Consider the following 23,307-nt stretch of genomic DNA (forward strand, 5'->3'; position numbering starts at 1 on the left):
CGAGGATGGGACCATGGCGACTCATCTGATCACCGGGGCCGGTTCCGGCATCGGCGCCGCCCTCGCGCGGCGCCTCGCCGAGCGGGGCGACGAACTGTGGCTGCTGGCCCGCGACGCGGGCCGCGCCAGGGAACTGGCGGCGGCCTTCCCCGGCGCCCGTACGCTGGTCGGCGACCTGGCCGAGCCGGAGCGGCTGTCGTGGGCGCTGTCCCACCAGGAACTGCCCGAACGGCTGGACTCGCTCCAGCACGTCGCCGGAATCGTGGAACTCGGTCCGGTCGGGGACACCACGCCCAGGACCTGGAACCAGACCCTGGCCGCCAATCTCGTCTCCCCGGCCGAGCTGACCCGCCTGCTGCTGCCCCAACTGCGCCTGGCGCGCGGCCATGTGGTCTTCGTCAACTCCGGCGCCGGCCTCAACGCGCACGCCGAGTGGGGCGCGTACGCCGCCAGCAAGCACGGCCTCAAGGCCCTGGCCGACGCCCTGCGGCAGGAGGAGCACGGCAACGGGGTGCGCGTCACGACCGTCTACCCGGGCCGCACCGCGACCCCCATGCAGGCCAAGGTGCACAGCCAGGAGGGCAAGGAGTACGACCCCTCGCGCTGGATCGCCCCGGAGTCGGTGGCCACGGCCGTCCTCACCGCGATCGACCTGCCCCGCGACGCGGAGATCAACGACCTGACGGTCCGGCCGGGAAGCTAGCGCCGCGATCACCGCACCGCCCGGGTCTCGTACGCTTCGTGCGTGAGTACGGAAGAGTTTGTGCTGCCCGAAGGGGCGGCCACGGGGATCGGGTCCATGCCGGGCGGCGACGCCCGCGAGGCGGCGCGTACGGCGACGGGGGCACTGGACGCGCTGCCGTTCCTGCCGGAACTGCCCGCCCGGGGGCCCGGCGCGGACATGCTGGGGCGCACCCTGGGCATGCTGGTCGAGCTGTACGCCCGGGTGGAGCCCAGCGGCTGGCGGTTCGGGGACCGGCCGGGCCGCGACACCCGGCGGGCCCGGGCCTGGCTGGGCGAGGACCTGGACGCGCTGGAGGAGTTCACGCAGGGGTACGACGGTGTGCTCAAGCTCCAGGCCGTCGGGCCCTGGACCCTGGCGGCCGGCGTCGAGCTGCGCAACGGCGAGGCCGCGCTGTCCGACCCCGGGGCCTGTCGGGACCTCACGGAGTCGCTGGCCGAGGGGCTGCGGCTGCACGTCGCCGACGTACGCCGCCGGATCCCCGGCGCCCGGCCGGTGCTCCAGCTCGACGAGCCGTCGCTGACGGCGGTGCTGCTCGGGCAGGTGAGGTCCGCCAGCGGCTACCGCACCCACCGCGCGGTCGACCGCCAGGTCGTCGAGGGCGCCCTGCGCGACATCATCGGGGCCGTCGGGGCGCCGGTGATCGCCCACTCCTGCGCGCCGGACGTACCGTTCGCGCTGCTGCGCCGCTCCGGGGTCGCCGGGATCTCCTTCGACTTCGACCTGCTCACGGAGCGTGACTGGGACGCCTTCGGGGAGGCCGTCGAGGCGGGCACCGCACTCCTGGCCGGTGTCGTGCCGGGCACGGACGCCCCGTTGTCAGACCCTGCCGGTAGCGTCAGTGGTGTTCGGACGCTGTGGCGCAGGCTGGGGCTGGCACCGGGCGCTCTGGGGCGCTCCGTTGCCGTGACCCCGTCCTGTGGTCTGGCGGGGGCCTCACCGGCCTATGCCCGTGCCGCGCTGGCGCACTGCGCGAAGGCGGCGCGGTCGCTCGTCGACAACCCGGAGTGAGGAAGGACGGGGAAGTGGAGAATCCTGCCGAGGTACCCGCCGAGGTATCCGCCGAGGTACGTGAGCAGCACGGCCGGCTGGCCGAAGAGGTCGAGGAGCACCGCTTCCGCTACTACGTCAACGACGCGCCGGTCGTCAGCGACGCCGACTTCGACCGGCTGCTGCGGCGCCTGGAGGCCCTGGAGGAGCAGTATCCGGAGCTGCGCACCCCGGATTCCCCGACCCAGAAGGTCGCCGGTGCCTACGCCACCGAGTTCACGTCGGTGCGGCACCGCGAGCGCCTGCTCTCGCTCGACAACGCCTTCGACGACGAGGAGCTGGACGCCTGGGCCGAGCGCGTCGCCGCCGAACTCGACGCCATCCCGTACCACTTCCTGTGCGAGCTGAAGGTGGACGGCCTCGCGGTCAACCTCACGTACGAGCACGGCCGGCTGACCCGGGCCGCCACCCGTGGCGACGGCCGCACCGGCGAGGACATCACGCCCAACGTCCGGACCATCGCCGAGATCCCCGACCGGCTGTCGGGCGAGCGGATCCCGGAGCTGGTCGAGATCCGCGGCGAGGTCTACTTCCCGATGGAGCAGTTCCAGGAGCTCAACGCCCGGCTGGTCGAGGCCGGTGACAAGCCCTTCGCCAACCCGCGCAACGCCGCCGCCGGATCGCTGCGCCAGAAGGACCCCCGGGTCACCGCGAGCCGCCCGCTGCACATGGTGGTGCACGGCATCGGCGCCCGGGAGGGCTTCGACATCCAGCGGCTGTCGCACGCCTACGACCTGCTGCGCGAGTGGGGCCTGCCGACCACCACCCACGCCCGGGTGGTCGGCACGGTCGCCGGCGTCAAGGAGGTCATCGCCTACTACGGCGAGCACCGCCACGACGTCGAGCACGAGATCGACGGCATCGTGGTCAAGGTCGACGAGGTCCCGCTCCAGGGCCGGCTCGGCTCCACCGCCCGCGCCCCCCGCTGGGCCATCGCCTGGAAGTACGCCCCGGAGGAGGTCAACACCCGGCTGGTCGACATCCGGGTCGGCGTGGGCCGCACCGGCCGCGTCACGCCGTACGCCGTGGTCGAGCCGGTCAAGGTCGCCGGTTCCGAGGTCGAGTTCGCCACCCTGCACAACCAGGACGTCGTCAAGGCCAAGGGCGTGCTCATCGGCGACACGGTGGTGCTGCGCAAGGCGGGCGACGTCATCCCCGAGATCCTCGGCCCGGTGGCCGATCTGCGGGACGGCACCGAGCGCGAGTTCGTGATGCCCTCCGAGTGCCCGGAGTGCGGCACCGGCCTGCGGCCCATGAAGGAGGGGGACATCGACCTGAGATGCCCCAACGCCCGCTCCTGCCCCGCCCAGTTGCGTGAACGTCTCTTCTACCTGGCCGGCCGCCGCTGCCTCGACATCGAGAGCTTCGGCTATGTCGCCGCCGCCGCCCTCACCAGGCCGCTGGAGCCGTCCGAGCCGCCGCTGCGCGACGAGGGCGACCTGTTCGACCTCAAGGCCGAGGACCTGCTGCCGATCCGGGCGTACGTACTCGACCAGGACAGCGGCCTGCCCAAGCGGGACCCGGAGACCGGCGAACCGAAGATCGCCACGGTCTTCGCCAACCAGAAGGGCGAGCCGAAGAAGAACACCCTCGCCATGCTGGACAACATCGCCGCCGCCAGACAGCGCCCGCTCGCCCGGATCATCGCCGGGCTGTCGATCCGTCACGTCGGGCCGGTCGCCGCCGAGGCCCTGGCCCGCGAGTTCCGCGACCTCGACCGAATCAAGGACGCGAGCGAGGAGGAGCTGGCGGCCGTCGAGGGAGTCGGACCGACCATCGCGGCCTCGCTCATCCAGTGGTTCGCCGAGGACTGGCACCTGGAGATCATCGAGAAGTGGCGCCGGGCCGGGGTGACCTTCACCGAGGAGGGCTCGCAGGAGGGGCCGCGTCCGCTCGAAGGGCTCACCGTGGTGGTCACCGGCACCCTGGCCACCCACACCCGGGACGGCGCCAAGGAGGCGCTGGGCAGCCGCGGGGCCAAGGTCACCGGATCGGTCTCCAAGAAGACCGGTTTCGTGGTCGTCGGCGACAACCCCGGCTCCAAGTACGACAAGGCCGTCCAGCTCAAGGTGCCGGTGCTCGACGAGGACGGCTTCGCCGTCCTGCTCGAACAGGGCGCCGACGCGGCCCGGGCGGTGGCCGTCAACCCGGCGGAGCCCGACTCACCCCCGCTCGAATGACGGCCCGTCATCACCCGTTCGGCCGATAACGGAAGCTTCCGGGCGGGTGTGTCCCATTCGGGCAACAGCAGCCGATCGGTGCCCGTGACAGCCTTATCCGGCCTACTGTTGAGAAGCGCGTCTGCGTTCCCCCGGGCAGAAGGCGTGGTGGATCAACCGGCACATGGCTGCGAGAGGGCTGGGCATGGAACCGACGGAGCGCGCCGGACCGGCGCGGCGGCTGAGCCAGCCGGCCGCCACGCCGTCGCTGCCCCCGGCAGCACTCAGGTACGCGGTGGTCGGCGCCGCCGCCGTGGCACTCGGCGCCGGCGTCGCCCGGATACGGCTGGACGGCGACGCGCTCTTCCCCGGCTCCACCGCGGGCTGGTCCTTCGCCGTCCTGACCGGCGTGATCGTCGGCCATCTCGTCGCCATGGGCCGCGACCGGTGGTGGGGCGGCACCGGCTCCGGCGCCGCCCTCACGCTGGCCATGCTGCTCCTGTACGGCTGGGTGCCGGCCGTCCTGGTCAGCCTCGCCGTCGTCGTGCTCGTCGGCTGCGCCCGCCGCCACCGCTGGCGGCAGGCCCTGCTGCACGGAGCCGTCGACATCCTGGGCATCGGCTCGGCCTCCCTCGGGCTGGCCGCCTTCGCCGTCCATCCGTCAGTCGAACAGCCCTGGTATCCCGCCACATGGGGGATGGCCGCCGTCCCCGCGGTCGTCATCTGCGCCCTCGCCTACCTCGCTGCGACCCGCGCCCTGCTGTGGTACGCCATCGTGCCGCGCGACGGCGGCCTGCCCACCGTCGCCCGGACGGCCCTGATCCGGCAGGGCCTGGTCGGTGTCGCCCTGCTGGGCATCTCGCCGCTGATCATCGTGGTCGCCGTCCAGCTCCCGGTCCTGCTGCCGCTCTTCGCGGTGCCGCTGATCGCCCTGGACTCCACGCTCTGGATCGCCCGCGCCCGCGCCGAGGAGCAGCTGCGGGACCCGCTGACCGGTCTGCCCAACCGCCAGTGGCTGCTGGAACGCGCCTGGACGGCGATCGACGACGCGGAGCGGGGCGGCGAGCGCACCGCCCTGGTCCTGATCGACCTGGACAAGTTCCGGTCCGTCAACGACACACTCGGCCACATGGCGGGCGACCGGCTGCTGCTCCAGATCGCCGACCGCCTGCGGCTCGCCCTGCCCCGGGGCGCCGAGGCCGCCAGGCTCGGCGGCGACGAGTTCGCGGTGCTGCTGCCCACCTGCGACTCACCGACCAGGGCCCAGCGCATCGCCCGCTCGCTGGTGGGCGCGCTGAGCTCGCCGTTAAGTCTCGACGGACTCACCCTGGTGCTGGAGGCCAGCGCCGGGGTCGCCGTCTACCCCGATCACGCCTCCGACGCGGAGGGCCTGCTGCGGCGCGCCGACGTCGCCATGTACCAGGCGAAACGCGACCGCAGCGGCGTGGAGGTCTACGAGGCCAAGCGGGACGGCAACACCCCCGACCGCCTCGGCCTGCTGGGCGACCTTCGGCGCGCCCTGGACGCCGGCGACGTCGAGCTGCACTACCAGCCGAAGGTCCGGTTCGACGGGCAGGTGGCCGGGCTTGAGGCGCTGGTGCGCTGGGTGCACCCCGAGCGGGGCCGGGTCAGCCCCGAGGACTTCATCGCCATCGCCGAGACGTCCGGGCTGATGCCCCGGCTCACCGAGTACGTGCTGGAGAAGGCCCTCGGCCAGATCGCCCGCTGGCGGGCGATGGGTCTGGAGGTCCCGGTCGCGGTGAACGTCTCCCCGCGTGACGTGCACTCGCCCGGTTTCGCCGGGGCGGTCGCCGCCCGGCTCGCCCGGCACGGCGTCCCGCCCGGGTCGCTGCAGCTGGAGATAACGGAACACGTACTGCTGGAGGACCCGCAGCGGGCCGCCGACACCCTCGCCGGTCTCACCGGCCACGGTGTGAAGATGTCGCTGGACGACTTCGGTACCGGCTACTCCTCGCTGGTGCATCTGCGGCGGCTGCCGGTCAGCGAGCTCAAGATCGACCGGTCGTTCGTGGCCAGGCTGGTGGTCGACACGGAGGACGCGGAGATCGTGCGCTGCACGGTCGACCTCGCGCACTCGCTCGGCCTGCTGGTCGTCGCCGAGGGCGTCGAGGACGACGAGACCTGGGAACGCCTGCGTGACCTGGGCTGCGACGCCATCCAGGGCTGGCTCGTCGCCGCCGCGATGCCTCCGGACGAGGCGACGGCGTGGCTCCGGCTGCGCGGCCGTACCGGATGGCACCGCCCCGCCGAGCTCGAAGCCGCGCGGGCGTCGGCCGCGGCCACGGCCGTGGCTGCCGCCACAGCGACCGCCGCGGCGGCGGCCACGGCAGCCGTGACGGCTCCCGCGCCCGCGGCGCGGGCCGTGCCGGACGCCGGCTGAGCCGCCCTCCCGGGCCCCGCCGGCCGGTGCCTCGCGACGGCCCTCGCGACGGCCCCGCGACGGCCCGCCGCCGACCGTTTCGCCCCGGGGGCGGCCGCCCCCATAGGATTGGGCCGGAAACCACCGAACTCACTCCCAGAGGATCGCTGCATGCCTGGCATCACGCGCGAGGAGGTCGCCCACCTCGGCCGGCTGTCGCGTCTTGAGCTGAAGGACGAAGAGCTCGACCACTTCGCCTCGCAGCTGGACGAGATCATCGGCGCGGTCGCCCGCGTCTCCGAGGTGGCCGGCGAGGACGTACCACCGACCTCCCACCCGCTGCCGCTGACCAATGTCATGCGCCGTGACGAGGTCAGGCCCGGCCTGACCTCGGCCGAGGCCCTGTCCGGCGCCCCGGCCCAGGAGCAGCAGCGCTTCAAGGTGCCGCAGATCCTGGGGGAGGACTGATCATCATGACGGAACTGACCAGGCTCAACGCAGCCGAGACCGCCGCGGTCGTCGCCAAGGGCGAGGCCTCCGCCGTCGAGGTCGCCCAGGCGCACCTGGACCGCATCGACGCGGTCGACGAGAAGGTGCACGCCTTCCTGCACGTCGACACCGAGGGTGCGCTGAAGGCGGCCCGGGCCGTCGACGACAGGCGCGCCGCGGGCGAGACGCTCGGCCCGCTGGCCGGCGTCCCCCTCGCACTGAAGGACATCTTCACCACCAAGGGCGTTCCGACGACCGTCGGCAGCAGGATCCTCGAAGGCTGGATCCCGCCGTACGACGCGACGCTCACCACCCGCCTGCGCCGGGCCGGCATCGTGATCCTCGGCAAGACCAACATGGACGAGTTCGCCATGGGGTCCTCCACCGAGAACAGCGCCTACGGCCCGACCGGCAACCCCTGGGACCTCACCCGGATCCCCGGCGGTTCCGGCGGCGGCAGCGCGGCAGCGCTCGCCTCCTTCCAGGCGCCGCTGGCGATCGGCACGGACACCGGCGGCTCGATCCGCCAGCCCGCCGCCGTCACCGGCACGGTCGGCGTCAAGCCGACGTACGGCGCGGTGTCGCGCTACGGCATGGTGGCGTTCAGCTCGTCCCTGGACCAGGGCGGGCCCTGCGCCCGTACGGTCCTGGACGCGGCCCTGCTCCACGAGGCCATCGCCGGCCACGATCCGCTGGACTCGACCTCTGTCGACGCTCCCGTACCGCCGGTCGTCGAGGCCGCGCGCAACGGCAACGTCAAGGGGCTGCGGGTCGGCGTCGTCAAGGAGTTCGGCGGCGAGGGCTACCAGTCCGGTGTCGTCGAGCGCTTCAACGACGCGGTCGAGCTGCTGCGCGAGCTGGGCGCCGAGATCGTCGAGCTGTCCTGCCCGTCGTTCACGTACGCGCTGGCCGCGTACTACCTGATCGCGCCGTCCGAGGCATCCTCGAACCTGGCCCGCTTCGACGGCCTGCGCTACGGCCTGCGGGTCGGCGACGACGGCACCCGCTCCGCCGAGGAGGTCACCGCGCTGACCCGCGAGGCCGGTTTCGGCCCCGAGGTCAAGCGCCGGATCATGCTCGGCACGTACGCGCTCAGCTCCGGATACTACGACGCGTACTACGGCAGCGCCCAGAAGGTCCGCACCCTGATCACGCGGGACTTCGAGCGCTCCTTCGGCCAGGTCGACGTGATCATCTCGCCGACCACGCCGACCACCGCCTTCCCCATCGGGGAGCGGGCGGACGACCCGATGGCGATGTACCTCGCCGACCTGTGCACCATCCCGGCCAACCTGGCGGGCAACTCGGCCATGTCCGTACCCTGCGGCCTCGCGCCGGAGGACGGGCTCCCGGTCGGGCTGCAGATCATCGCGCCCGCCCTGGCCGACGACCGGCTCTACCGTGTCGGTGCCGCCGTGGAGGCGGGCTTCACCGCACGCTGGGGACACCCGTTGCTGGAGGAGGCTCCGACGCTGTGAGCAAGCTGGAGAAGGCCAAGGGCTTCAAGAAGTCCAGGCCTGGCACCTATCTGTCCATCGGTACGACCCTCTTCGGCGCCGTCAGCGTCATCAAGCAGGTGAAGCGGGGCCGGTCCGAGAGCGACAAGCTGCTTCTGCTGGACGCGGTCATCAGTGCCGCGGCGATCGCCACCGGCGTGGCCCTGCTGGTGCGTGAGCTGCGCCGGCTGGGTGACGACGACGTGCTGGCCGGTTGATAGGGATGACTGAGGAATGACTGTGACTGACGACCTGGTGTCGTACGAGGACGCCCTCGCGGTGTACGACCCGGTGATGGGCCTTGAGGTCCACGTCGAACTCGGCACCGCGACCAAGATGTTCTGCGGGTGTTCGACGACGCTGGGTGCCGAGCCCAACAGCCAGGTCTGCCCTGTCTGTCTGGGCATGCCCGGCGCGCTGCCGGTGGTCAACGCGATCGGCGTGGAGTCGGCCATCAAGATCGGCCTCGCGCTCAACTGCGAGATCGCGCAGTGGTGCCGCTTCGCCCGGAAGAACTACTTCTACCCGGACATGCCGAAGAACTTCCAGACCTCGCAGTACGACGAGCCGATCGCCTTCAACGGCTATCTGGACGTCTCGCTGGAGGACGGCGAGGTCTTCCGGGTGCAGATCGAGCGCGCCCACATGGAGGAGGACACCGGCAAGTCCACCCACGTGGGTGGTGCCACCGGCCGTATCCACGGCGCCTCGCACTCCCTCCTGGACTACAACCGGGCCGGCATCCCGCTGATCGAGATCGTCACCAAGCCGATCGAGGGCGCGGGCGCCCGCGCCCCCGAGGTCGCCAAGGCGTACGTCGCCGAACTGCGCGAGCTCATCAAGGCGCTCGGTGTCTCCGAGGCCCGGATGGAGATGGGCCAGATGCGCTGCGACGTCAACCTGTCGCTGCGTCCGCACGGCCGGGAGAAGTTCGGCACCCGCAGCGAGACCAAGAACGTCAACTCGCTGCGCAGTGTCGAGCGCGCCGCGCGCTTCGAGATCCAGCGGCACGCGGCCGTGCTCAACGGCGGCGGCACGATCATCCAGGAGACCCGGCACTTCCACGAGGAGGACGGCTCCACCACCGCCGGCCGCATCAAGGAGGAGGCCGAGGACTACCGGTACTTCCCCGAGCCGGACCTGGTCCCGATCGCGCCGGCGCGCGAGTGGGTCGAGGAACTGCGCGGCGCACTGCCCGAGCTGCCGAGCGTCCGGCGCAAGCGCCTGCAGGAGGGCTGGGGCATCTCCGACCACGAGATGCAGTCGGTCCTCAACGCCGGGGCGATCGATCTGATCGTCGCCACCGTCGACGCGGGCGCCGACGCGGCCTCCGCCCGCAAGTGGTGGATGGGCGAGCTGGCCCGCCGCTCCAACGAGGACGCCGTGGAGCTCGCGGAGCTGCCGATCACCCCGGCGCAGGTCGCCCGGGTCTCGGCGCTGGTCGCGGCCGGTGACCTCAACGACAAGCTGGCCCGCCAGGTCATCGAGGGCGTACTCGCCGGCGAGGGCGACCCGGACACGGTCGTCGAGAAGCGCGGCCTGAAGGTCGTCTCGGACGAGGGGGCGCTCGGCGCCGCCGTCGACGAGGCCATCGCGGCCAACGCGGCGATCGCCGACAAGATCCGCGGGGGCAACCTCGCGGCGGCCGGCGCGCTCATCGGCGCGGTCATGAAGATCACCCGGGGCCAGGCCGACGCCAAGCGCGTCCGTGAGCTGGTGCTGGAGAAGCTGGGCGTGCAGGGCTGACACCTGCCCGCGTGCGGGCATGCGCGTCGGCTCGCGTCGGCTCGCGACGGCTCGCGACGGCTCGCGACGGCACGAGGCGGTCCTCCCGGTCGGGAGGGCCGCCTCCTGTCATGAGCAGCCCGATTTGACCCTGTCTGGGAATTCCGTTAGCGAGCTGTGACCATTCCCACGTAGCCCCCTGTGGATCTTTTCGGCCTGAAACAGTGGCCTGCGTATCTGTTGTGTTCTTTGAGGGTGATTCCCCTGAAAGATCCAGCTTCGTCCAGGGGAAGAGCAGAGGGAATGGCCGCACTCGCACGCTGGTGTCTGAACCGTCGTCTCGTAGTCCTCGCACTGTGGCTCGCCGCCCTCGTCGGCCTGAGCACGGCGGCCGCCCTCGCCGGCTCCGCCTACACCAACGACTACGAGATACCGGGCACGGAGTCGGGTCAGGCCACCGCCCTGCTCACCCAGGCCTTCCCCGGCCGCTCCGGCGACAGCGACACCATCGTCTGGCACACGGCCAAGGGCACGGTACGCGCCACCGACGTCCAGGAGCGCCTGACCAAGGCCCTGGACAAGGTCGCCGCACTGCCCGGCGTGGCCTCCGTCACCAGCCCGTACGGGACCGACGGCGCCGCCCGGATCAGCGACGACGGCCACACCGCCTACGCGACCGTGACCTTCGGCCGGCAGGCGCAGGACATCGGCACCGGCGAGGCGCAGGCGGTCGTCGACGCGGCGAAACAGGCCGCGAGCGACAACGTCGAGGTCGAGCTCGGGGGCAGCGCGATCGCCCTGACGGAGCCCACCACGACACACCTCAGCGAGCTGGTCGGGGTCGCCGTCGCGGCCGTCGTGCTGCTGCTGGCCTTCGGGTCGCTCTTCGCGATGTTCCTGCCGATCATCACCGCGCTGGTCAGCGTCGGCACCGCCTACATGGGCATCGTGCTGCTCGGCCACGTCATGACGGTCGCCGACTTCGCGCCGATGCTCGGCATGCTGATCGGCCTGGGCGTCGGCATCGACTACGCGCTCTTCATCGTCACCCGGCACCGCAGAGGCCTCAAGCAGGGCCTGCCGGTGCGCGAGGCCGCCGAGAAGGCGGTCAGCACCACCGGCAGGGCGGTGGTCTTCGCGGGCGGCACGGTCTGCGTGGCGCTGCTGGGGATGCTGATCCTGCGGCTGAGTTTCCTCAACGGCGTCGCCGTCGCCGCCTCACTGACCGTGCTGCTGACGGTGGCCGCCTCGGTGACCCTGCTGCCCGCGCTGCTGGGCATGATCGGGATGAAGGCACTCAGCCGGCGCGAACGGGCCCGGCTCAGCGAGCACGGCCCGCAGCCCACCCTGCCCACCGGGTTGGCCGCCCGCTGGTCGGCCTTCGTCGAACGCCACCCCCGGCTGCTCGGCACGGCCGCCGCCGCCGTGATGCTGGTGCTGGCGCTGCCCACGCTCTCCCTGCACCTCGGCTCCTCCGATCAGGGCAACAACGCGTCGACGACCACCACCCGCAAGGCGTACGACCTGCTGTCCGACGGATTCGGCCCCGGCTTCAACGGGCCGCTCCAGCTGGTCGCCCAGACCGGCAACGCCGCCGACAAGGTCGCCCTGGAGCAGCTGACCGCCACCCTGCGGCACACCGAGGGGGTCGCCGAGGTCGGCGTGCAGTCCGCCGGGCACGGCAGCGAGATCGAGGTCGTCACGGTCGTCCCCGCCACCTCCCCGCAGTCACAGGCCACCGACGACCTCGTGCGGCACCTGCGCGACGACGTCATCCCCGCCGCCGAGGACGGCACCTCGCTGCGGGTCCGTGTCGGCGGGGTGACGGCCAGCTACGGCGACTTCGCCTCGGTGGTCATCGGCAAGCTGCCGCTCTTCATCGGTTCGGTGGTGGCCCTGGGCTGCCTGCTGCTGCTCCTGGCCTTCCGCAGCATCGGCATCCCGCTCAAGGCCGCCGTCATGAACATCGCGGCCGTCGCCTCCTCCTTCGGCATCGTCGTCGCGATCTTCCAGTGGGGCTGGGGGAGCGAGCTGCTGGGCCTGGGCAGCGCCGGGCCGATCGAGCCCTTCCTGCCGGTCATCATGGTCTCCGTGCTCTTCGGGCTCTCCATGGACTACCAGGTCTTCCTGGTCAGCCGCATGTACGAGGAGTGGCAGGAGACCCACGACAACCGCCGGGCGGTCCGGGTCGGCCTGGCCGAGACCAGCCGGGTGATCAACTCGGCGGCCGTCATCATGATCTCGGTGTTCCTCGCCTTCGTCCTGAGCGGCGACCGCACGATCGCGATGTTCGGCATCGGGCTCGCGGCGGCCGTCGCCCTGGACGCCTTCATCCTGCGCACCCTCCTGGTACCGGCCCTGATGCACATGATGGGCAGCTGGAACTGGTGGCTCCCGGCCTGGCTGGAGCGCCGCCTTCCGCGCCTGAGCATCGAAGGCCCGGCGCCGGCGGCCGTCCCGGCCACGGATTCCGCGGAAACGCTCAGAGAACTCTCAGAATCCGCACCTACGGTGAGCGCCCATGGAGACCACGAAGACCGCTGAGGCGGCCGAAAGCGCCACCGGTACCGAAATCGACGCCACGGCGGCCGAGGTCGAGACGGACAAGGATCTTCTCGTCGAAGGCGAGAACGACACCGCGGACAACGAGCACGAAGACAGCGACGCGGACGACGAGCACTACGCGCACAAGGACACGGCCGGCGCCGCGCCCGCCGCCAAGGCGCCGGTCCTGGCCGGTGCCGCCGCCGTGATCGCGGCGGGCCTGGGCCTGTCCTCGCTGACCGGCACCTGGATCGCCGACCTGATGGCCGAGCGGCAGAACATCATCGCCCAGGCCGCGGGCACGGCCACCACCACCAACCAGCAGATCGCGATGCTCTACGGCACGCCCTGGCACACCACCGCCCTGTTCAACGGCCTGTTCGCGTTCGCCGCGATCCTGGTCGGCGGCATCGTGCTGCTCACCGCCAGGACCTCCGCCCCCTGGGTGCGCGCCCTGGCCTGGGGCGCCCTCGCCCTCGGCGTGATCGGCCTGTTCATCGCCGGTGTGATGTGGTTCGACGTGTTCACCGACATCCCGCATGTGGCCGAGACGGCCACGACCTCCAGCAGCACCGGCTGACCCCGGCCGGCCCCGGCCGCCCCGGGCGACGGCCTGAGGCGTGAGGCACCGGGCATAAGGCACCTGAGGCGTCGCCTAAGGCCCCGGGGCCCCGGAGTCGGGGCAGTTGCCCGATGCGGCGCACCCCCCTTGGAGACGAGTCTTGTCGTAACGCGACAGACACGTCTCCAAGGGAGCACACCATGTACGAGTACGAACTCGCCCAGCTGAAGTCCGCCGAACTCCGCCGCCAGGCGCAGCAGTGGCGCCGGGCGAACGCCGCCACCGACGCCGCCCGGCTCGTCAGTGAGACCGAGGGGCGGGTGGTCGGGCGCGGGCGCGGTGGTCTACGGCATGCCCTGCGGGCCCTACGTCCGCACAGCGCCTCGTGACCACGGCGGCGGACGGAGAATCCGGTACCGCGGTGTCGGACCCGCGTGCGATGCTCGGGACCGTGCAGACCCAGTCCGTCAGCCCCGTCTTCGTCGGCCGCAGCCGCGAGTTGACCCGCCTCACCTCAGCGCTCGCCCGCGCACACGCGGGCGAGCCGCAGGCGTTGCTGGTGGGCGGTGAGGCGGGGGTCGGCAAGAGCCGTCTGCTGGAGGAGTTCCTCGGCGCGGCCGGCGCCACCGAGTTCGTGGCGGCGGTCGGCGGCTGCATCGAGATCGGCGCGGAAGGCCTGCCCTTCGCCCCGGTGTCGACCGTGCTGCGCTCACTGCACCGCGCCCTCGGCGAGGAACTGCCCGCCGCGGCGGCCGGCCAGGAGGGCGAACTGGCCCGGCTGCTGCCCGAGCTCGGCACCCCCGACGCGGTCCGTGACTCGCACGACGAGCACGGCCGGGCCCGGCTCTTCGAGCTCACCGCCCGCCTGCTGGAGCGGCTCGCCGAGACCCGCACCCTGGTCATCGTCCTGGAGGACCTGCACTGGGCGGACCGCTCCACCCGCGAGCTGCTGGCCTACCTCTTCCGTTCGCTCGGCCGGGGCCGGCTGCTCGTCCTGGCCACCTACCGCTCCGACGACATCCACCGCCGGCACCCGCTGCGCCCCTTCCTCGCCGAGCTCGACCGGATGCGCACCGTCGACCGGATCGAGCTGCGCCGCTTCAACCGGGACGAGGTGCGCGAACAGGTCGCCGGGATCCTCGCCGGTGAGCCCGTCCAGACGCTCGTGGACACCGTCTTCAGCCGCTCCGACGGCAACCCCTTCTTCGTCGAGGAGCTGGCCTGCAGCATCAGCCAGGGCTGCCGCAGCGGCCTGAGCGACAGCCTCCGCGACCTGCTGCTGGTCCGGGTGGAGATGCTGCCCGACGCCGCGCAGCGGGTGGCCCGGGTGGTCGCCGAGGGCGGCTCCACCGTGGAGTACGCCCTGCTCGCGGCAGTCGCCGGCCTCGCCGAGGACGAACTGATCGAGGCACTGCGGGCCGCCGTCGGCGCCAACATCCTGCTGCCCACCGACGACGGGGACGGGTACCGCTTCCGCCACTCCCTGGTCCGCGAGGCCGTCGGTGACGATCTGCTGCCCGGCGAGCGCGGCCGGATAGCCCGCCGCTACGCCGAGGCACTGGAGGCCGACCCCTCGCTCATCCGCGGTGACGAGTTCCCCGCCAGACTGGCCAGCTACTGGTATCACGCCCATGACGCCGCCAAGGCCCTGCCCGCCGTGCTGCGTGCCTCGGTCGCCGCCCGGTGCCGGCATGCCTACGCCGAGCAACGGCACATGCTGGAACGGGCGTTGGAGCTGTGGGACAGCGTCGACGACGAGGTCAGGAAGGGGTTCTTCCTGGCCGACTACGGCGAGATCCACCGGACCTGGTGCGCCTGCGACCCGCACACGACACCGCTGCGGTATCTGGATCTGCTGTGCGAGATCACGGTCGCCGCGACGTACAGCGGCGATCAGGCGGCGGCGTACGAGATCGCCAAGCGGGCTCTGCGGCTGCTGGAGGACGGCCAGGAGCCCCTGCGCGCCGCCTGGTTCTGGATACGCAGCTCCCAGCTCAAGCGGGCGCTGGCGCGCGGCGACGGCTGGGCGGAGATCGCCCGGGCGCAGGAACTGGTGCGCGGGCTGCCGCCGTCCGCCGTGCACGCCGAGGTGCTGGAGATCGCCGCGGGCTGGGGCATGAACTACAACCCCGGCCCGGACAGCATCGGCACCGCCGAACGGGCCATCGAGGTGGCCCGGTTGGTGGGCGCCGAGGACATCGAGATGTACGCGAGGATGACCCTGGGCATCCTGATGGTCGACTCCGGCTCGGTGGAGGACGGCCTGGCCGAGCTGACCGCCGTCCACGAGCGGGCACGCACCTTCGACGACCACGGCAAACTGTTCGTCAATGTGTCCGCGAACCTCGCGGCCGCCCTGGAGGGTGTGGGACGGTCGGCGGAGGCGGTGAAGGTGGCCCGCGCCGGGGCGGAGGCGGCCGTGCGCGGCGGACTGCGCGACCCCGCCGCGTTCGCCCTCGCCAACCAGGCCGAGTCGCTGCTCGCCCTGGGTCAGTGGGACGAGGCCGGCCGACTGGCGGCCCGCGGCCGGTCCGACACCAAACACGCCCTCTACCTCGGCTGGGCGGCCACCACCACCGCCCAGCTCGCCGTGCTGCGCGGCGACTTCGATACCGCCGTCACCGAACTGGACGCGGCCCGCAGCCGGTTCGGCTCCGACGACCACCAGCCGCAGAACGCCATCCCGCTGCGCCATGTGGCCGCCGCCGTCGCCGCCGGACGCGGCCGCTTCGCCGAGGCCCGCGCCGAGGTCGAGGCCGCACTCGACGAGGGCTTCGCCCCCGGCATGCACCGCTACGCGTGGCCGCTGCTGCACACCGCCGCCGCCGTCGAGGCCGACGCCGCCGGACTGCCCGCCACCGAACCCGGCCGCGCCGGGGTGATCGCCCGGATCCGCAAGGCCGCCGCCCGGCTCCCCACCCTCGCCCCCGTCTGGGCCGCCCACGCCCTGCTGGTCGAAGCCGAACTCGCCCGCGCGCAGGGCCACGTCGACCCCGCCCTCTGGTCGGCCGCGCAGGCCGCGTTCGCCGTCCTCGACCGGCCCTACCAGCTCGCCCGGATCCGTCTGCGGCACGCCGAGGCACTGGTCGCCTCGGGGGAGCGCGAGGACCGCGAGTGCGCCGCGGACCTCCTGTTCGCCGCCCACGCCACGGCCGACCGCCTCGGCGCCCTGCCCCTGCGTGACGCCGCCGCCCAACTCGCGCAGCGCGCCCGCCTCTCCCTGCGGGCGGCACCCGCGGCGGTCGCGGTCCCCGTCGAACCCTTCGGCCTCACCACCCGCGAACGCGAGGTGCTGCGCCGGGTCGCCGCCGGCTACACCAACCGCAGGATCGCCGAGGAGCTGTTCATCTCACCCAAGACCGCGAGCGTCCATGTCTCCAACATCCTCGCCAAGCTGGCCGTCTCCAGCCGTGGTGAGGCCGCGGCCCTGGCGCACCGGCTCAGGCTGTTCGCGGACGCCGTATGACCACCGCGCCCGAGCCGAGGTCTGCCGGACCGCGGCCCGGGTCGCTGTCCCCGGCCTTGTCCCGGTGCAGCTCAAGGCGGTTGTGCTGGTCCTCGGTGTGCTGACGGCCCGGTGCGAACAGTTCATCGACGAGGCCGAACATCGCGTCCCCCCGGCGGCACGGCTTCGCGCCGGCGTACGTCAGCGCACCGACAGCCGCAGGATCCGGTCGTCACCGCTGCGGGGATCGCCCCGGCCGTCGGTGTTGCTGGTGGTGAGCAGCAGACCGCCGTCCTGGTCGGCGACGACCGTACGCAGCCTGCCGTAACGGCCGGTGAAAAAGGCGCGCGGGGCGCCCGCCCCCTTCGCCCGCAGCGGGATCCGCCACAGCCGCGCGCCCTTGAGCGAGGCCATCCAGATCGAGCCCCGGGCGTACGCGATACCGCTCGGCGAGGCGTCGTCGGTGTGCCACACGGCGACCGGGTCGGCATACCCCTTCCGGTGACCGACGCCCTCGACGACCGGCCAGCCGTAGTTCCGGCCCGGCTTGACCAGGTTGAGCTCGTCCCAGGTGTCCTGGCCGAACTCCGCCGCCCACAGCCGCCCCCGGGCGTCCCACGCCAGGCCCTGCACATTGCGGTGGCCGTACGAGTAGACCACCGACCCCGGGAAGGGGTTGCCCTCGGCGGGTTCGCCGTCGGGCGTCATACGGAGGATCTTGCCGCCCAGGGACGCGCGGTCCTGCGCCTTCCCGCGGTCGCCGCTCTCCCCGGTGCCGGCGTAGAGCATCCCGTCCGGGCCGAAGGCGATCCGCCCGCCGTTGTGGATCGCCCCGTGCGGGATGCCCCGCAGGACGGTGTCGGGCGCCCCGAGCTGCTCGCCCGAGGGCCGGTCCTCGTCGTACAGGAGGCGGGCCACGCGGTTGTCGGACACCGTGCTGAAGTACACGTACACCAGGTGGTCACCGGCGAAGTCCGGCGACAGGGTCAGCCCCAGCAGCCCGCCCTCACCCCCGGCGGACACCCCGGGCACCGTGCCGACGGTGGTCCTGCGGCCGGTCTTCGCGGCGACCCTGACGATCTTCCCGCTGTCGCGCGAGGCCACCAGCAGATCGCCCTCGGGAAGCAGCGCCACGCCCCACGGGGTGTTGAGCCCGGTCGTGACCGTCGCCGTCACCTCGGCCTTGCCCCGGGCCGGCGCCGCGGAGTCCGAGGCGTCCGGGTCCGGCGCCGTACCTCCCGTCCCCGTCCCCGCCGCCGTCGCCGACCGTGACGCCGGTCCTGAGGAGGCGTCCGGCAGGACCGGGCTCCTGGTGCCGGACGAGCACCCCGCCACCGGCAACGCGGCGACGGCGAGCACGACAGCGAGCACGACGGTGGCACTGCCGCTTCGGCTTCGGCTTCGCACGACGTTCCCTCCCCGGACGGTCGATGCCTCCAGCACACCACATCCGGCCGGTGGCCGCCCGGAAGACCGCGACCGGACCCGGAGCCCGGTCACCCCGGTCACGCCGGTCGCCTCAGTCCCAGGACCCCCGGGCGGCGGGGAGTGCGGCGATCTCCGCGAAGTCGGCCGCGGCCAGGCGGACTCCGGCGGCGGCCGCGTTCTCCGCGGTCCAGCGGGCCTGTTTGGCGCCGGGGACCGCGACGACCTGCCGCCCCTGCGCGAGGACCCAGGCCAGGGCGACCTGCGCGGGCGTCGCGCCGTGCCGTTCGGCGACCCTGCGCAGGCCGGCGACGATCGGCTGGTTGGCGGCCATCATCTCGGCGGTGAAACGCGGATGCCGGGCCCGTACGTCATCGGGCTCGAACCCCTGCCCCGGCGTCAACGTACCGGTGAGGTAGCCGTTGCCGAGCGGCATGGCCGCCAGGAAACCGACGCCGCGCGCGGCGCACCACGGGAGCAGGTCGTCCAGGGCGTCGGGCGACCACACCGACAGCTCGGCCTGCACGCAGCTGACCGGGAAGACCTGCTGGATCCGCCGCAGCTGCCGAAGCGTTTCGTCGTGCGTGCGCCCCGCGGACGCGCGCCGCCACCCCTGCGCGGAACCCGCGTTGCGCGGGCCTCTGCGGTTCTCGGGCCACCGCCCGGCGCGCGCCCCGACCGCGCACAGCCCCAGCGCGCGCACCTTGCCCGCCGCCACCAGTTCCGCCATCGCGCCCCAGGTCTCCTCGACCGGGATCTCCGGGTCGGCGCGGTGCAGTTGGTACAGGTCGATGACATCGGTCTGGAGCCGCCGCAGCGAGGCGTCACAGGCCCTTCTGACGTACCCCGGGCGCCCGTTGGCGACGATGTGCTGCTCACCGACGAGCAATCCGACCTTCGTCGACACGAAGACGTCCCGGCGCCGCTCCTTGAGCACCCGCCCCACCAGCAGCTCATTGGTGAAGGGCCCGTACATGTCAGCGGTGTCGAGCAGCGACGTGCCGGCGTCCAGCGCGGTGCGCACAGCGCGCAGCGAGGTCTCGCCGTCCTGCCGCGAAGCGCTGTACGCCCAGTTCATCGGCATGCACCCGAGCCCCACGGCGCCCACGTCAAGAGCCGCCGCGCCGATCGTCCTGCGCTCCACCTTGGCTGACCTCCCTCGGCCGCCCACTGTGCCATAGCGTGCCGACCATGACCGACCAAGCACCCCGGCCCGCCCCCACCGTGTGGCTGCCCATCCCTCCCGCCGAGATCGAGGGACTGCCCGAAGGCCCCGAATACGTCTTCTGGAACGGCGAACCGGACTTCCCGGCCGATCCGGCCCGCGCCGAGTTCTACGCCGTGCCCTACATGCAGCCGGCCGAGGTGACCGCCCGCCCGCTACCGCGGATGACGCGGCTGCGCGTCGTCCAGACCCTCAGCGCCGGCGTCGACCATGTCACCCCCCACCTGCCGCGACTCCCGGCCGGCGTACGGCTGTGCAACGCCAGGGGAGTGCACGAGGCGAGCACCGCCGAGCTGACCCTCGCGCTCGTCCTCGCCTCGCTGCGCGGCATCCCCCGCTTCGTGCACGGCCAGGACGCGCAGGAGTGGCACTCCGGCTTCTATCCGGCACTCGCCGACCGCACCGTGATGATCATCGGCTACGGAGCGATCGGCGCCGCCATCGAGGACCGGCTCGCGCCCTTCGAGTGCGGGCGGATCATCCGGGTCGCGCGCTCCGCGCGCGCCTCCGCGCGCGGGCCGGTGCACGCCCTGACCGAACTGCCGGGGTTGCTGCCCGCCGCCGACGTGGTGATCCTGTCCACGCCGCTCACCGACACCACCCGCCACCTGGCCGGGCCGGAGTTCCTGGCCCGCCTCAAGGACGGCGCCCTGCTGGTGAACATGGCCCGGGGACCCGTCGTCGACACCAGGGCGCTGCTGGCCGAACTGGAGTCCGGCCGGATCCGGGCCGCGCTCGACGTCACCGACCCCGAGCCGCTGCCGGCCGGGCATCCGCTGTGGCACGCCCCCGGCGTCCTCATCAGCCCCCATGTCGGCGGATCCACCTCGGCGTTCTGGCCCCGGGCCAAGCGGCTGCTGGCCTCCCAGCTCCGGCGGTTCGTGGCCGGCCAGGAACCGGACAACGTCGTCACGACCACCTGAACTCCGCTCCGTCACGCCGTGAACGCACCAGGTGACAACCGCCCCTGCCTGTAGTCACGCTGTGTAGAGGAACTATGTCCCTGAGTGACGGTACTGGTGTATCGTCCCGATCGGGGTATGCGCCTCGCGGGGCTCCGAGGACCGCGAACGGGCGCAGGAACACACAGGACTTGATGGGGGGCGACGGGCGTGCACTGCCAATGGAGAAAGAACCCGACGCGGGACCTCAGCGGGCTGCCACCGCGACGCCGGACCGCGCCGTGAGTGCCACCGGGGCACTGCTCGCCGGACCGCCCGTGCAGGGCGCCGGCCGGGCCGGCCTGCTGCCCCAGCTGCTGGTCGCGGTGTTCTGCGGAGGATACGCGACCGGCGCCGCCTTCGGCTGGGGCTCGCCCGAGCTCGCCCTGGTCATGGGCGACTTCGGCCTCTCGGCCGCCGCGCTCGCCGCCACCGTCTCCTGCGTGGTGTACGCCCGGCACGGCTCGGGCCGGCGGCACCGCCCCGCCTGGGCCCTGTTCGCCGTCTCCTCCTCCATGGTCGGGCTCGGCAACGGCGTCTGGGGCTGGTACGAGGTGGTGCTGCGCGCGCCGGTGCCGCGCACCTCCATCGCCGACTTCTGCTTCCTGCTCTTCGCCCCGCCCGCCATCGTCGGCCTGCTGCTGCTGGCCAAGCGCCCCGTCACCCGGGCCGGCTGGGTCTGCCTGGCCCTGGACGCCTGGCTGATCGGCGGCTCGCTGCTCACCCTGTCCTGGAGCCTGGCACTGGCCCACGCCGCCCAGTGGGAGGGCCGCAGCACCGCCCGCATCGCGCTCTCGCTCGCCTACCCGCTGCTGGACATCATGCTGGTCAGCATGGTGCTGGCACTGCACTTCCGGCGCACCTCGGCCAATCGCGCGGCCGTCAACACCGCCATCGCGGCGCTCGCCCTCACCGTGCTGTGCGACGCGCTGTTCACCTCACCCCTGCTGCGCGAGCACTACCGCTCCGGCCAGATCCTGGACGCGGGCTGGTTCGCCGGCAGCATGCTCCTCGCGTACGCCCCCTGGGTGGCCCGGCGCGAGCCCGACCGGCCCCGGCCCGCCCCGGGCCCGGCCCCCGCTCCCGCCCGCCGGGTCACCGGATCGCTGTCCGCCCTCACCCCGTACCTGGCAGCGGCCGTCAGTGTGCTGGGCATCCTCTACAACGCCATCGACGGCCACCGGATCGACCGCGTGGTGCTGCTCACCGGCTGCTTCGTGGTGCTCGCGCTCGTCGTACGCCAGGGCATCATGCTGCTGGACAACATCTGCCTCACCCAGGAGCTGGCCCAGAAGGAGAACCACTTCCGCTCCCTGGTGCAGGGCTCCAGCGACGTCATCATGATCGCCGCCCCGACCGGCGTCCTGCGCTACGTCAGCCCCGCCGCCCAGGGCGTCTACGGGCGGGACGCCGAGGACATGGTCGGCACCGAACTGGCCTCGCACATCCACCCCGAGGACCTGGGCCGGGTGCTGCACGAGGTGCGCCGCTTCCTGGCCGCCCACCCCGTCGACGAGCCCTGCACCCGGATCGAGTGCCGGATCCGCTCGGGCCGCGGCGGCTGGCTGCACGTCGAGTCCACCGTCAACCGCTACCAGGGCGGTCTGATCTTCAACAGCCGCGACGTCACCGAACGCGTACGTCTGCAGGCGCAGCTCCAGCACAGCGCCTCGCACGACGCGCTCACCGACCTGCCCAACCGGGCGCTGTTCACCGAACGCACCCGCCAGGCGCTCAGCGGCCGCCGGGCCGGGGACGGCGAGGCGGGCGGCGTCGCGGTGCTCTTCATCGACCTGGACGGCTTCAAGGCGGTGAACGACACGGTCGGCCACCAGGCCGGCGACGAACTGCTCGTCCAGGCCGCCCGCCGGCTCCACGAGTCCGTCCGGTCGGGCGACACCGCGGCCCGCCTGGGCGGCGACGAGTTCGCCGCCCTCATCTCCGGCTCCAGCACCGACCCCGGCAAGCGCGAGCAGCAGGTGCGCGAGATCGCCGACCGGCTGCGCGGCTGCCTCTCCGAGCCCTACCGCCTCGACGGCGCGGGCGCCGAGGTCCGCGTCGCCGCCAGCATCGGCGTCGCCTTCGCCGAACCCGGCATGGCCCCCGGCGAGCTGCTGCGCAACGCCGATCTGGCGATGTACCGCGCCAAACAGGCCGGCAAGGGACGCGTCGAGCTCTACGCGCCGCACATGCAGGCGGACCACCGGCGCGAGGTGGTGCGCAGGACCGAACTGGCCGGGCGGCTGCGCACCGCGCTCCAGGACGGCGAGTTCACCCTGCTCCACCAGCCCGTCGTGGAACTGCGCAGCGGCCTGGTCACCGCCGTGGAGGCACAGGCCCGCTGGCGCTCCGCCCAGGGCATCCTGTTCACCCCCGCCGAGTTCCTGCGCGTCGCCGAGGACTCCGACCGCACCAGCGAACTGAGCCGCTGGGTGCTCGCCGAAGCCGTCGGGCAGGCCGCGCTGCGCCAGGACCGCGGCCACGCCGTCCCGGTGGCCGTACGGGTCTCCGCGCACCGCCTGATGGACCGCGACTCCGCCGCCAAGGACATCGAGGCCCTGCTGACCCGCCACGAACTGCCGCCGGGCGGCCTGGTGCTGGAACTCACCGACCAGGACCCCCGGATCTCGCTCAGCGAACTGGAGCGCCGGCTGAGCGCGCTGCGCAGACTCGGCGTACGGATCGCCCTGGACGGCTTCGGAGCCGGCTTCGCCGCCCTGACCGCGCTGCGCAGGCTGCCGGTGGACGTGGTCCGGCTCGACCGCTCCTTCACCGACGGCGTGGTCGAGTCCCCGAGGGTCCACAAGATCACCGCTGGTCTGCTGAGGATCGCCGGCGAGCTCGGCATCCGCACCGTCGCCGACGGGGTGGACCGGCCGGAACAGGTCGCCGCGCTGCGCTCCATGGGCTGCACGCACGGCCAGGGCATGGCCTTCTCCGGTCCGCTCGACGAGCACCGGCTGCGCTCCGCGCTGTCCCGCGGCTGCTACCCCGTACCCAGGGAGGTGATGGCGCTGACCAGCGCGGCTCTCGCGGCGCACGGCAACCGTGTGACCGAGGAGCTACGCTCAAATAGTGAGACCGCAGTCCCGCCCGCTTGACACTCCGCACAGGCCAGGAGGAA

The 23,307-nt window shown here is 72.7% G+C and carries 17 protein-coding genes; 14 read left to right on the forward strand and 3 right to left on the reverse strand.

Annotated features, from left to right (window positions below; genetic code table 11):
* Nucleotides 1–13: 13 nt before the first annotated feature.
* The 12 genes from RWE79_RS27900 to RWE79_RS27955 all read left to right on the forward strand — a co-directional run bounded on the left by RWE79_RS27900 (nucleotide 14) and on the right by RWE79_RS27955 (nucleotide 16,613).
* The gene (locus RWE79_RS27900) at nucleotides 14–703 is read left to right on the forward strand and encodes an SDR family oxidoreductase (RefSeq protein WP_475942824.1); all 690 of its coding nucleotides are present in this window, start codon (nucleotides 14–16) and stop codon (nucleotides 701–703) included.
* Nucleotides 704–745: 42 nt separating this feature from the next.
* A complete protein-coding gene (locus tag RWE79_RS27905) occupies nucleotides 746–1,753 on the forward strand; it encodes a methionine synthase (protein ID WP_475942825.1) in 1,008 nt (335 codons plus the stop codon).
* A 14-nt stretch (nucleotides 1,754–1,767) separates the two neighbouring features.
* The gene (gene ligA / locus RWE79_RS27910; RefSeq protein ID WP_475942826.1) at nucleotides 1,768–3,972 is read left to right on the forward strand and encodes an NAD-dependent DNA ligase LigA; all 2,205 of its coding nucleotides are present in this window, start codon (nucleotides 1,768–1,770) and stop codon (nucleotides 3,970–3,972) included.
* 184 nt (nucleotides 3,973–4,156) lie between these two features.
* Nucleotides 4,157–6,352, forward strand: a complete 2,196-nt coding sequence (locus RWE79_RS27915) for a putative bifunctional diguanylate cyclase/phosphodiesterase (RefSeq protein ID WP_475946150.1) — start codon at nucleotides 4,157–4,159, stop codon at nucleotides 6,350–6,352.
* A gap of 150 nt (nucleotides 6,353–6,502) precedes the next feature.
* The gene (gatC, locus tag RWE79_RS27920; protein ID WP_475942827.1) at nucleotides 6,503–6,799 is read left to right on the forward strand and encodes an Asp-tRNA(Asn)/Glu-tRNA(Gln) amidotransferase subunit GatC; all 297 of its coding nucleotides are present in this window, start codon (nucleotides 6,503–6,505) and stop codon (nucleotides 6,797–6,799) included.
* Nucleotides 6,800–6,804: 5 nt separating this feature from the next.
* Complete coding sequence (gatA, locus tag RWE79_RS27925; RefSeq protein ID WP_475942828.1) at nucleotides 6,805–8,298, forward strand: Asp-tRNA(Asn)/Glu-tRNA(Gln) amidotransferase subunit GatA; 1,494 nt, start codon at nucleotides 6,805–6,807, stop codon at nucleotides 8,296–8,298.
* Nucleotides 8,295–8,534, forward strand: coding sequence for a hypothetical protein (locus tag RWE79_RS27930; protein WP_475942829.1), 240 nt, complete (start codon nucleotides 8,295–8,297; stop codon nucleotides 8,532–8,534). Before gatA ends, RWE79_RS27930 begins: the two co-directional genes overlap by 4 nt.
* 16 nt (nucleotides 8,535–8,550) lie before the next feature.
* Nucleotides 8,551–10,062: an Asp-tRNA(Asn)/Glu-tRNA(Gln) amidotransferase subunit GatB gene (gatB, locus tag RWE79_RS27935; protein ID WP_475942830.1), complete on the forward strand. Its 1,512-nt coding sequence runs from the start codon at nucleotides 8,551–8,553 to the stop codon at nucleotides 10,060–10,062.
* A gap of 282 nt (nucleotides 10,063–10,344) precedes the next feature.
* Nucleotides 10,345–12,585: an MMPL family transporter gene (locus RWE79_RS27940; protein ID WP_475942831.1), complete on the forward strand. Its 2,241-nt coding sequence runs from the start codon at nucleotides 10,345–10,347 to the stop codon at nucleotides 12,583–12,585.
* Complete coding sequence (locus RWE79_RS27945) at nucleotides 12,563–13,165, forward strand: hypothetical protein (protein WP_475942832.1); 603 nt, start codon at nucleotides 12,563–12,565, stop codon at nucleotides 13,163–13,165. Before RWE79_RS27940 ends, RWE79_RS27945 begins: the two co-directional genes overlap by 23 nt.
* Before the next feature lie 182 nt (nucleotides 13,166–13,347).
* Complete coding sequence (locus RWE79_RS27950) at nucleotides 13,348–13,536, forward strand: hypothetical protein (RefSeq protein ID WP_475942833.1); 189 nt, start codon at nucleotides 13,348–13,350, stop codon at nucleotides 13,534–13,536.
* 50 nt (nucleotides 13,537–13,586) lie between these two features.
* A complete protein-coding gene (locus tag RWE79_RS27955; protein ID WP_475946152.1) occupies nucleotides 13,587–16,613 on the forward strand; it encodes a helix-turn-helix transcriptional regulator in 3,027 nt (1,008 codons plus the stop codon).
* On the opposite strand, the gene RWE79_RS27960 is transcribed toward RWE79_RS27955, so the two are convergent.
* The 3 genes from RWE79_RS27960 to RWE79_RS27970 all read right to left on the reverse strand — a co-directional run bounded on the left by RWE79_RS27960 (nucleotide 16,588) and on the right by RWE79_RS27970 (nucleotide 19,161).
* Nucleotides 16,588–16,755, reverse strand: a complete 168-nt coding sequence (locus tag RWE79_RS27960) for a DUF6191 domain-containing protein (RefSeq protein WP_475942834.1) — start codon at nucleotides 16,753–16,755, stop codon at nucleotides 16,588–16,590. The genes RWE79_RS27955 and RWE79_RS27960 overlap by 26 nt on opposite strands.
* A gap of 38 nt (nucleotides 16,756–16,793) precedes the next feature.
* Complete coding sequence (locus tag RWE79_RS27965) at nucleotides 16,794–17,999, reverse strand: PQQ-dependent sugar dehydrogenase (RefSeq protein ID WP_475942835.1); 1,206 nt, start codon at nucleotides 17,997–17,999, stop codon at nucleotides 16,794–16,796.
* Between the two features lie 112 nt (nucleotides 18,000–18,111).
* Nucleotides 18,112–19,161, reverse strand: a complete 1,050-nt coding sequence (locus RWE79_RS27970; protein ID WP_475942836.1) for an aldo/keto reductase — start codon at nucleotides 19,159–19,161, stop codon at nucleotides 18,112–18,114.
* Between the two features lie 47 nt (nucleotides 19,162–19,208).
* On the opposite strand from RWE79_RS27970, the gene RWE79_RS27975 reads away from it, so the two are divergent.
* Both RWE79_RS27975 and RWE79_RS27980 read left to right on the forward strand, forming a co-directional pair.
* Nucleotides 19,209–20,165 carry a 2-hydroxyacid dehydrogenase gene (locus tag RWE79_RS27975; RefSeq protein ID WP_475942837.1) on the forward strand — a complete coding sequence of 319 codons (957 nt, stop codon included), beginning with the start codon at nucleotides 19,209–19,211 and terminating at the stop codon, nucleotides 20,163–20,165.
* Nucleotides 20,166–20,425: 260 nt separating this feature from the next.
* Nucleotides 20,426–23,284 carry a putative bifunctional diguanylate cyclase/phosphodiesterase gene (locus tag RWE79_RS27980; protein WP_475942838.1) on the forward strand — a complete coding sequence of 953 codons (2,859 nt, stop codon included), beginning with the start codon at nucleotides 20,426–20,428 and terminating at the stop codon, nucleotides 23,282–23,284.
* The last annotated feature ends 23 nt before the right edge of the window (nucleotides 23,285–23,307 follow it).

The organism is Streptomyces sp. RLA131 (assembly GCF_056270125.1).

What these genes read in the sequence shown, in the direction of transcription:
- gatA (WP_475942828.1), top strand. Translation starts at nt 6,805, where the DNA reads ATGACGGAACTGACCAGGCTCAACGCAGCCGAGACCGCCGCGGTCGTC.
- RWE79_RS27955 (WP_475946152.1), top strand. Translation starts at nt 13,587, where the DNA reads ATGCTCGGGACCGTGCAGACCCAGTCCGTCAGCCCCGTCTTCGTCGGC.
- RWE79_RS27960 (WP_475942834.1), bottom strand. Translation starts at nt 16,755, where the DNA reads ATGTTCGGCCTCGTCGATGAACTGTTCGCACCGGGCCGTCAGCACACC.
- RWE79_RS27975 (WP_475942837.1), top strand. Translation starts at nt 19,209, where the DNA reads ATGACCGACCAAGCACCCCGGCCCGCCCCCACCGTGTGGCTGCCCATC.
- RWE79_RS27950 (WP_475942833.1), top strand. Translation starts at nt 13,348, where the DNA reads ATGTACGAGTACGAACTCGCCCAGCTGAAGTCCGCCGAACTCCGCCGC.
- RWE79_RS27915 (WP_475946150.1), top strand. Translation starts at nt 4,157, where the DNA reads ATGGAACCGACGGAGCGCGCCGGACCGGCGCGGCGGCTGAGCCAGCCG.
- RWE79_RS27945 (WP_475942832.1), top strand. Translation starts at nt 12,563, where the DNA reads ATGGAGACCACGAAGACCGCTGAGGCGGCCGAAAGCGCCACCGGTACC.
- RWE79_RS27900 (WP_475942824.1), top strand. Translation starts at nt 14, where the DNA reads ATGGCGACTCATCTGATCACCGGGGCCGGTTCCGGCATCGGCGCCGCC.
- RWE79_RS27940 (WP_475942831.1), top strand. Translation starts at nt 10,345, where the DNA reads ATGGCCGCACTCGCACGCTGGTGTCTGAACCGTCGTCTCGTAGTCCTC.
- gatB (WP_475942830.1), top strand. Translation starts at nt 8,551, where the DNA reads ATGACTGTGACTGACGACCTGGTGTCGTACGAGGACGCCCTCGCGGTG.
- gatC (WP_475942827.1), top strand. Translation starts at nt 6,503, where the DNA reads ATGCCTGGCATCACGCGCGAGGAGGTCGCCCACCTCGGCCGGCTGTCG.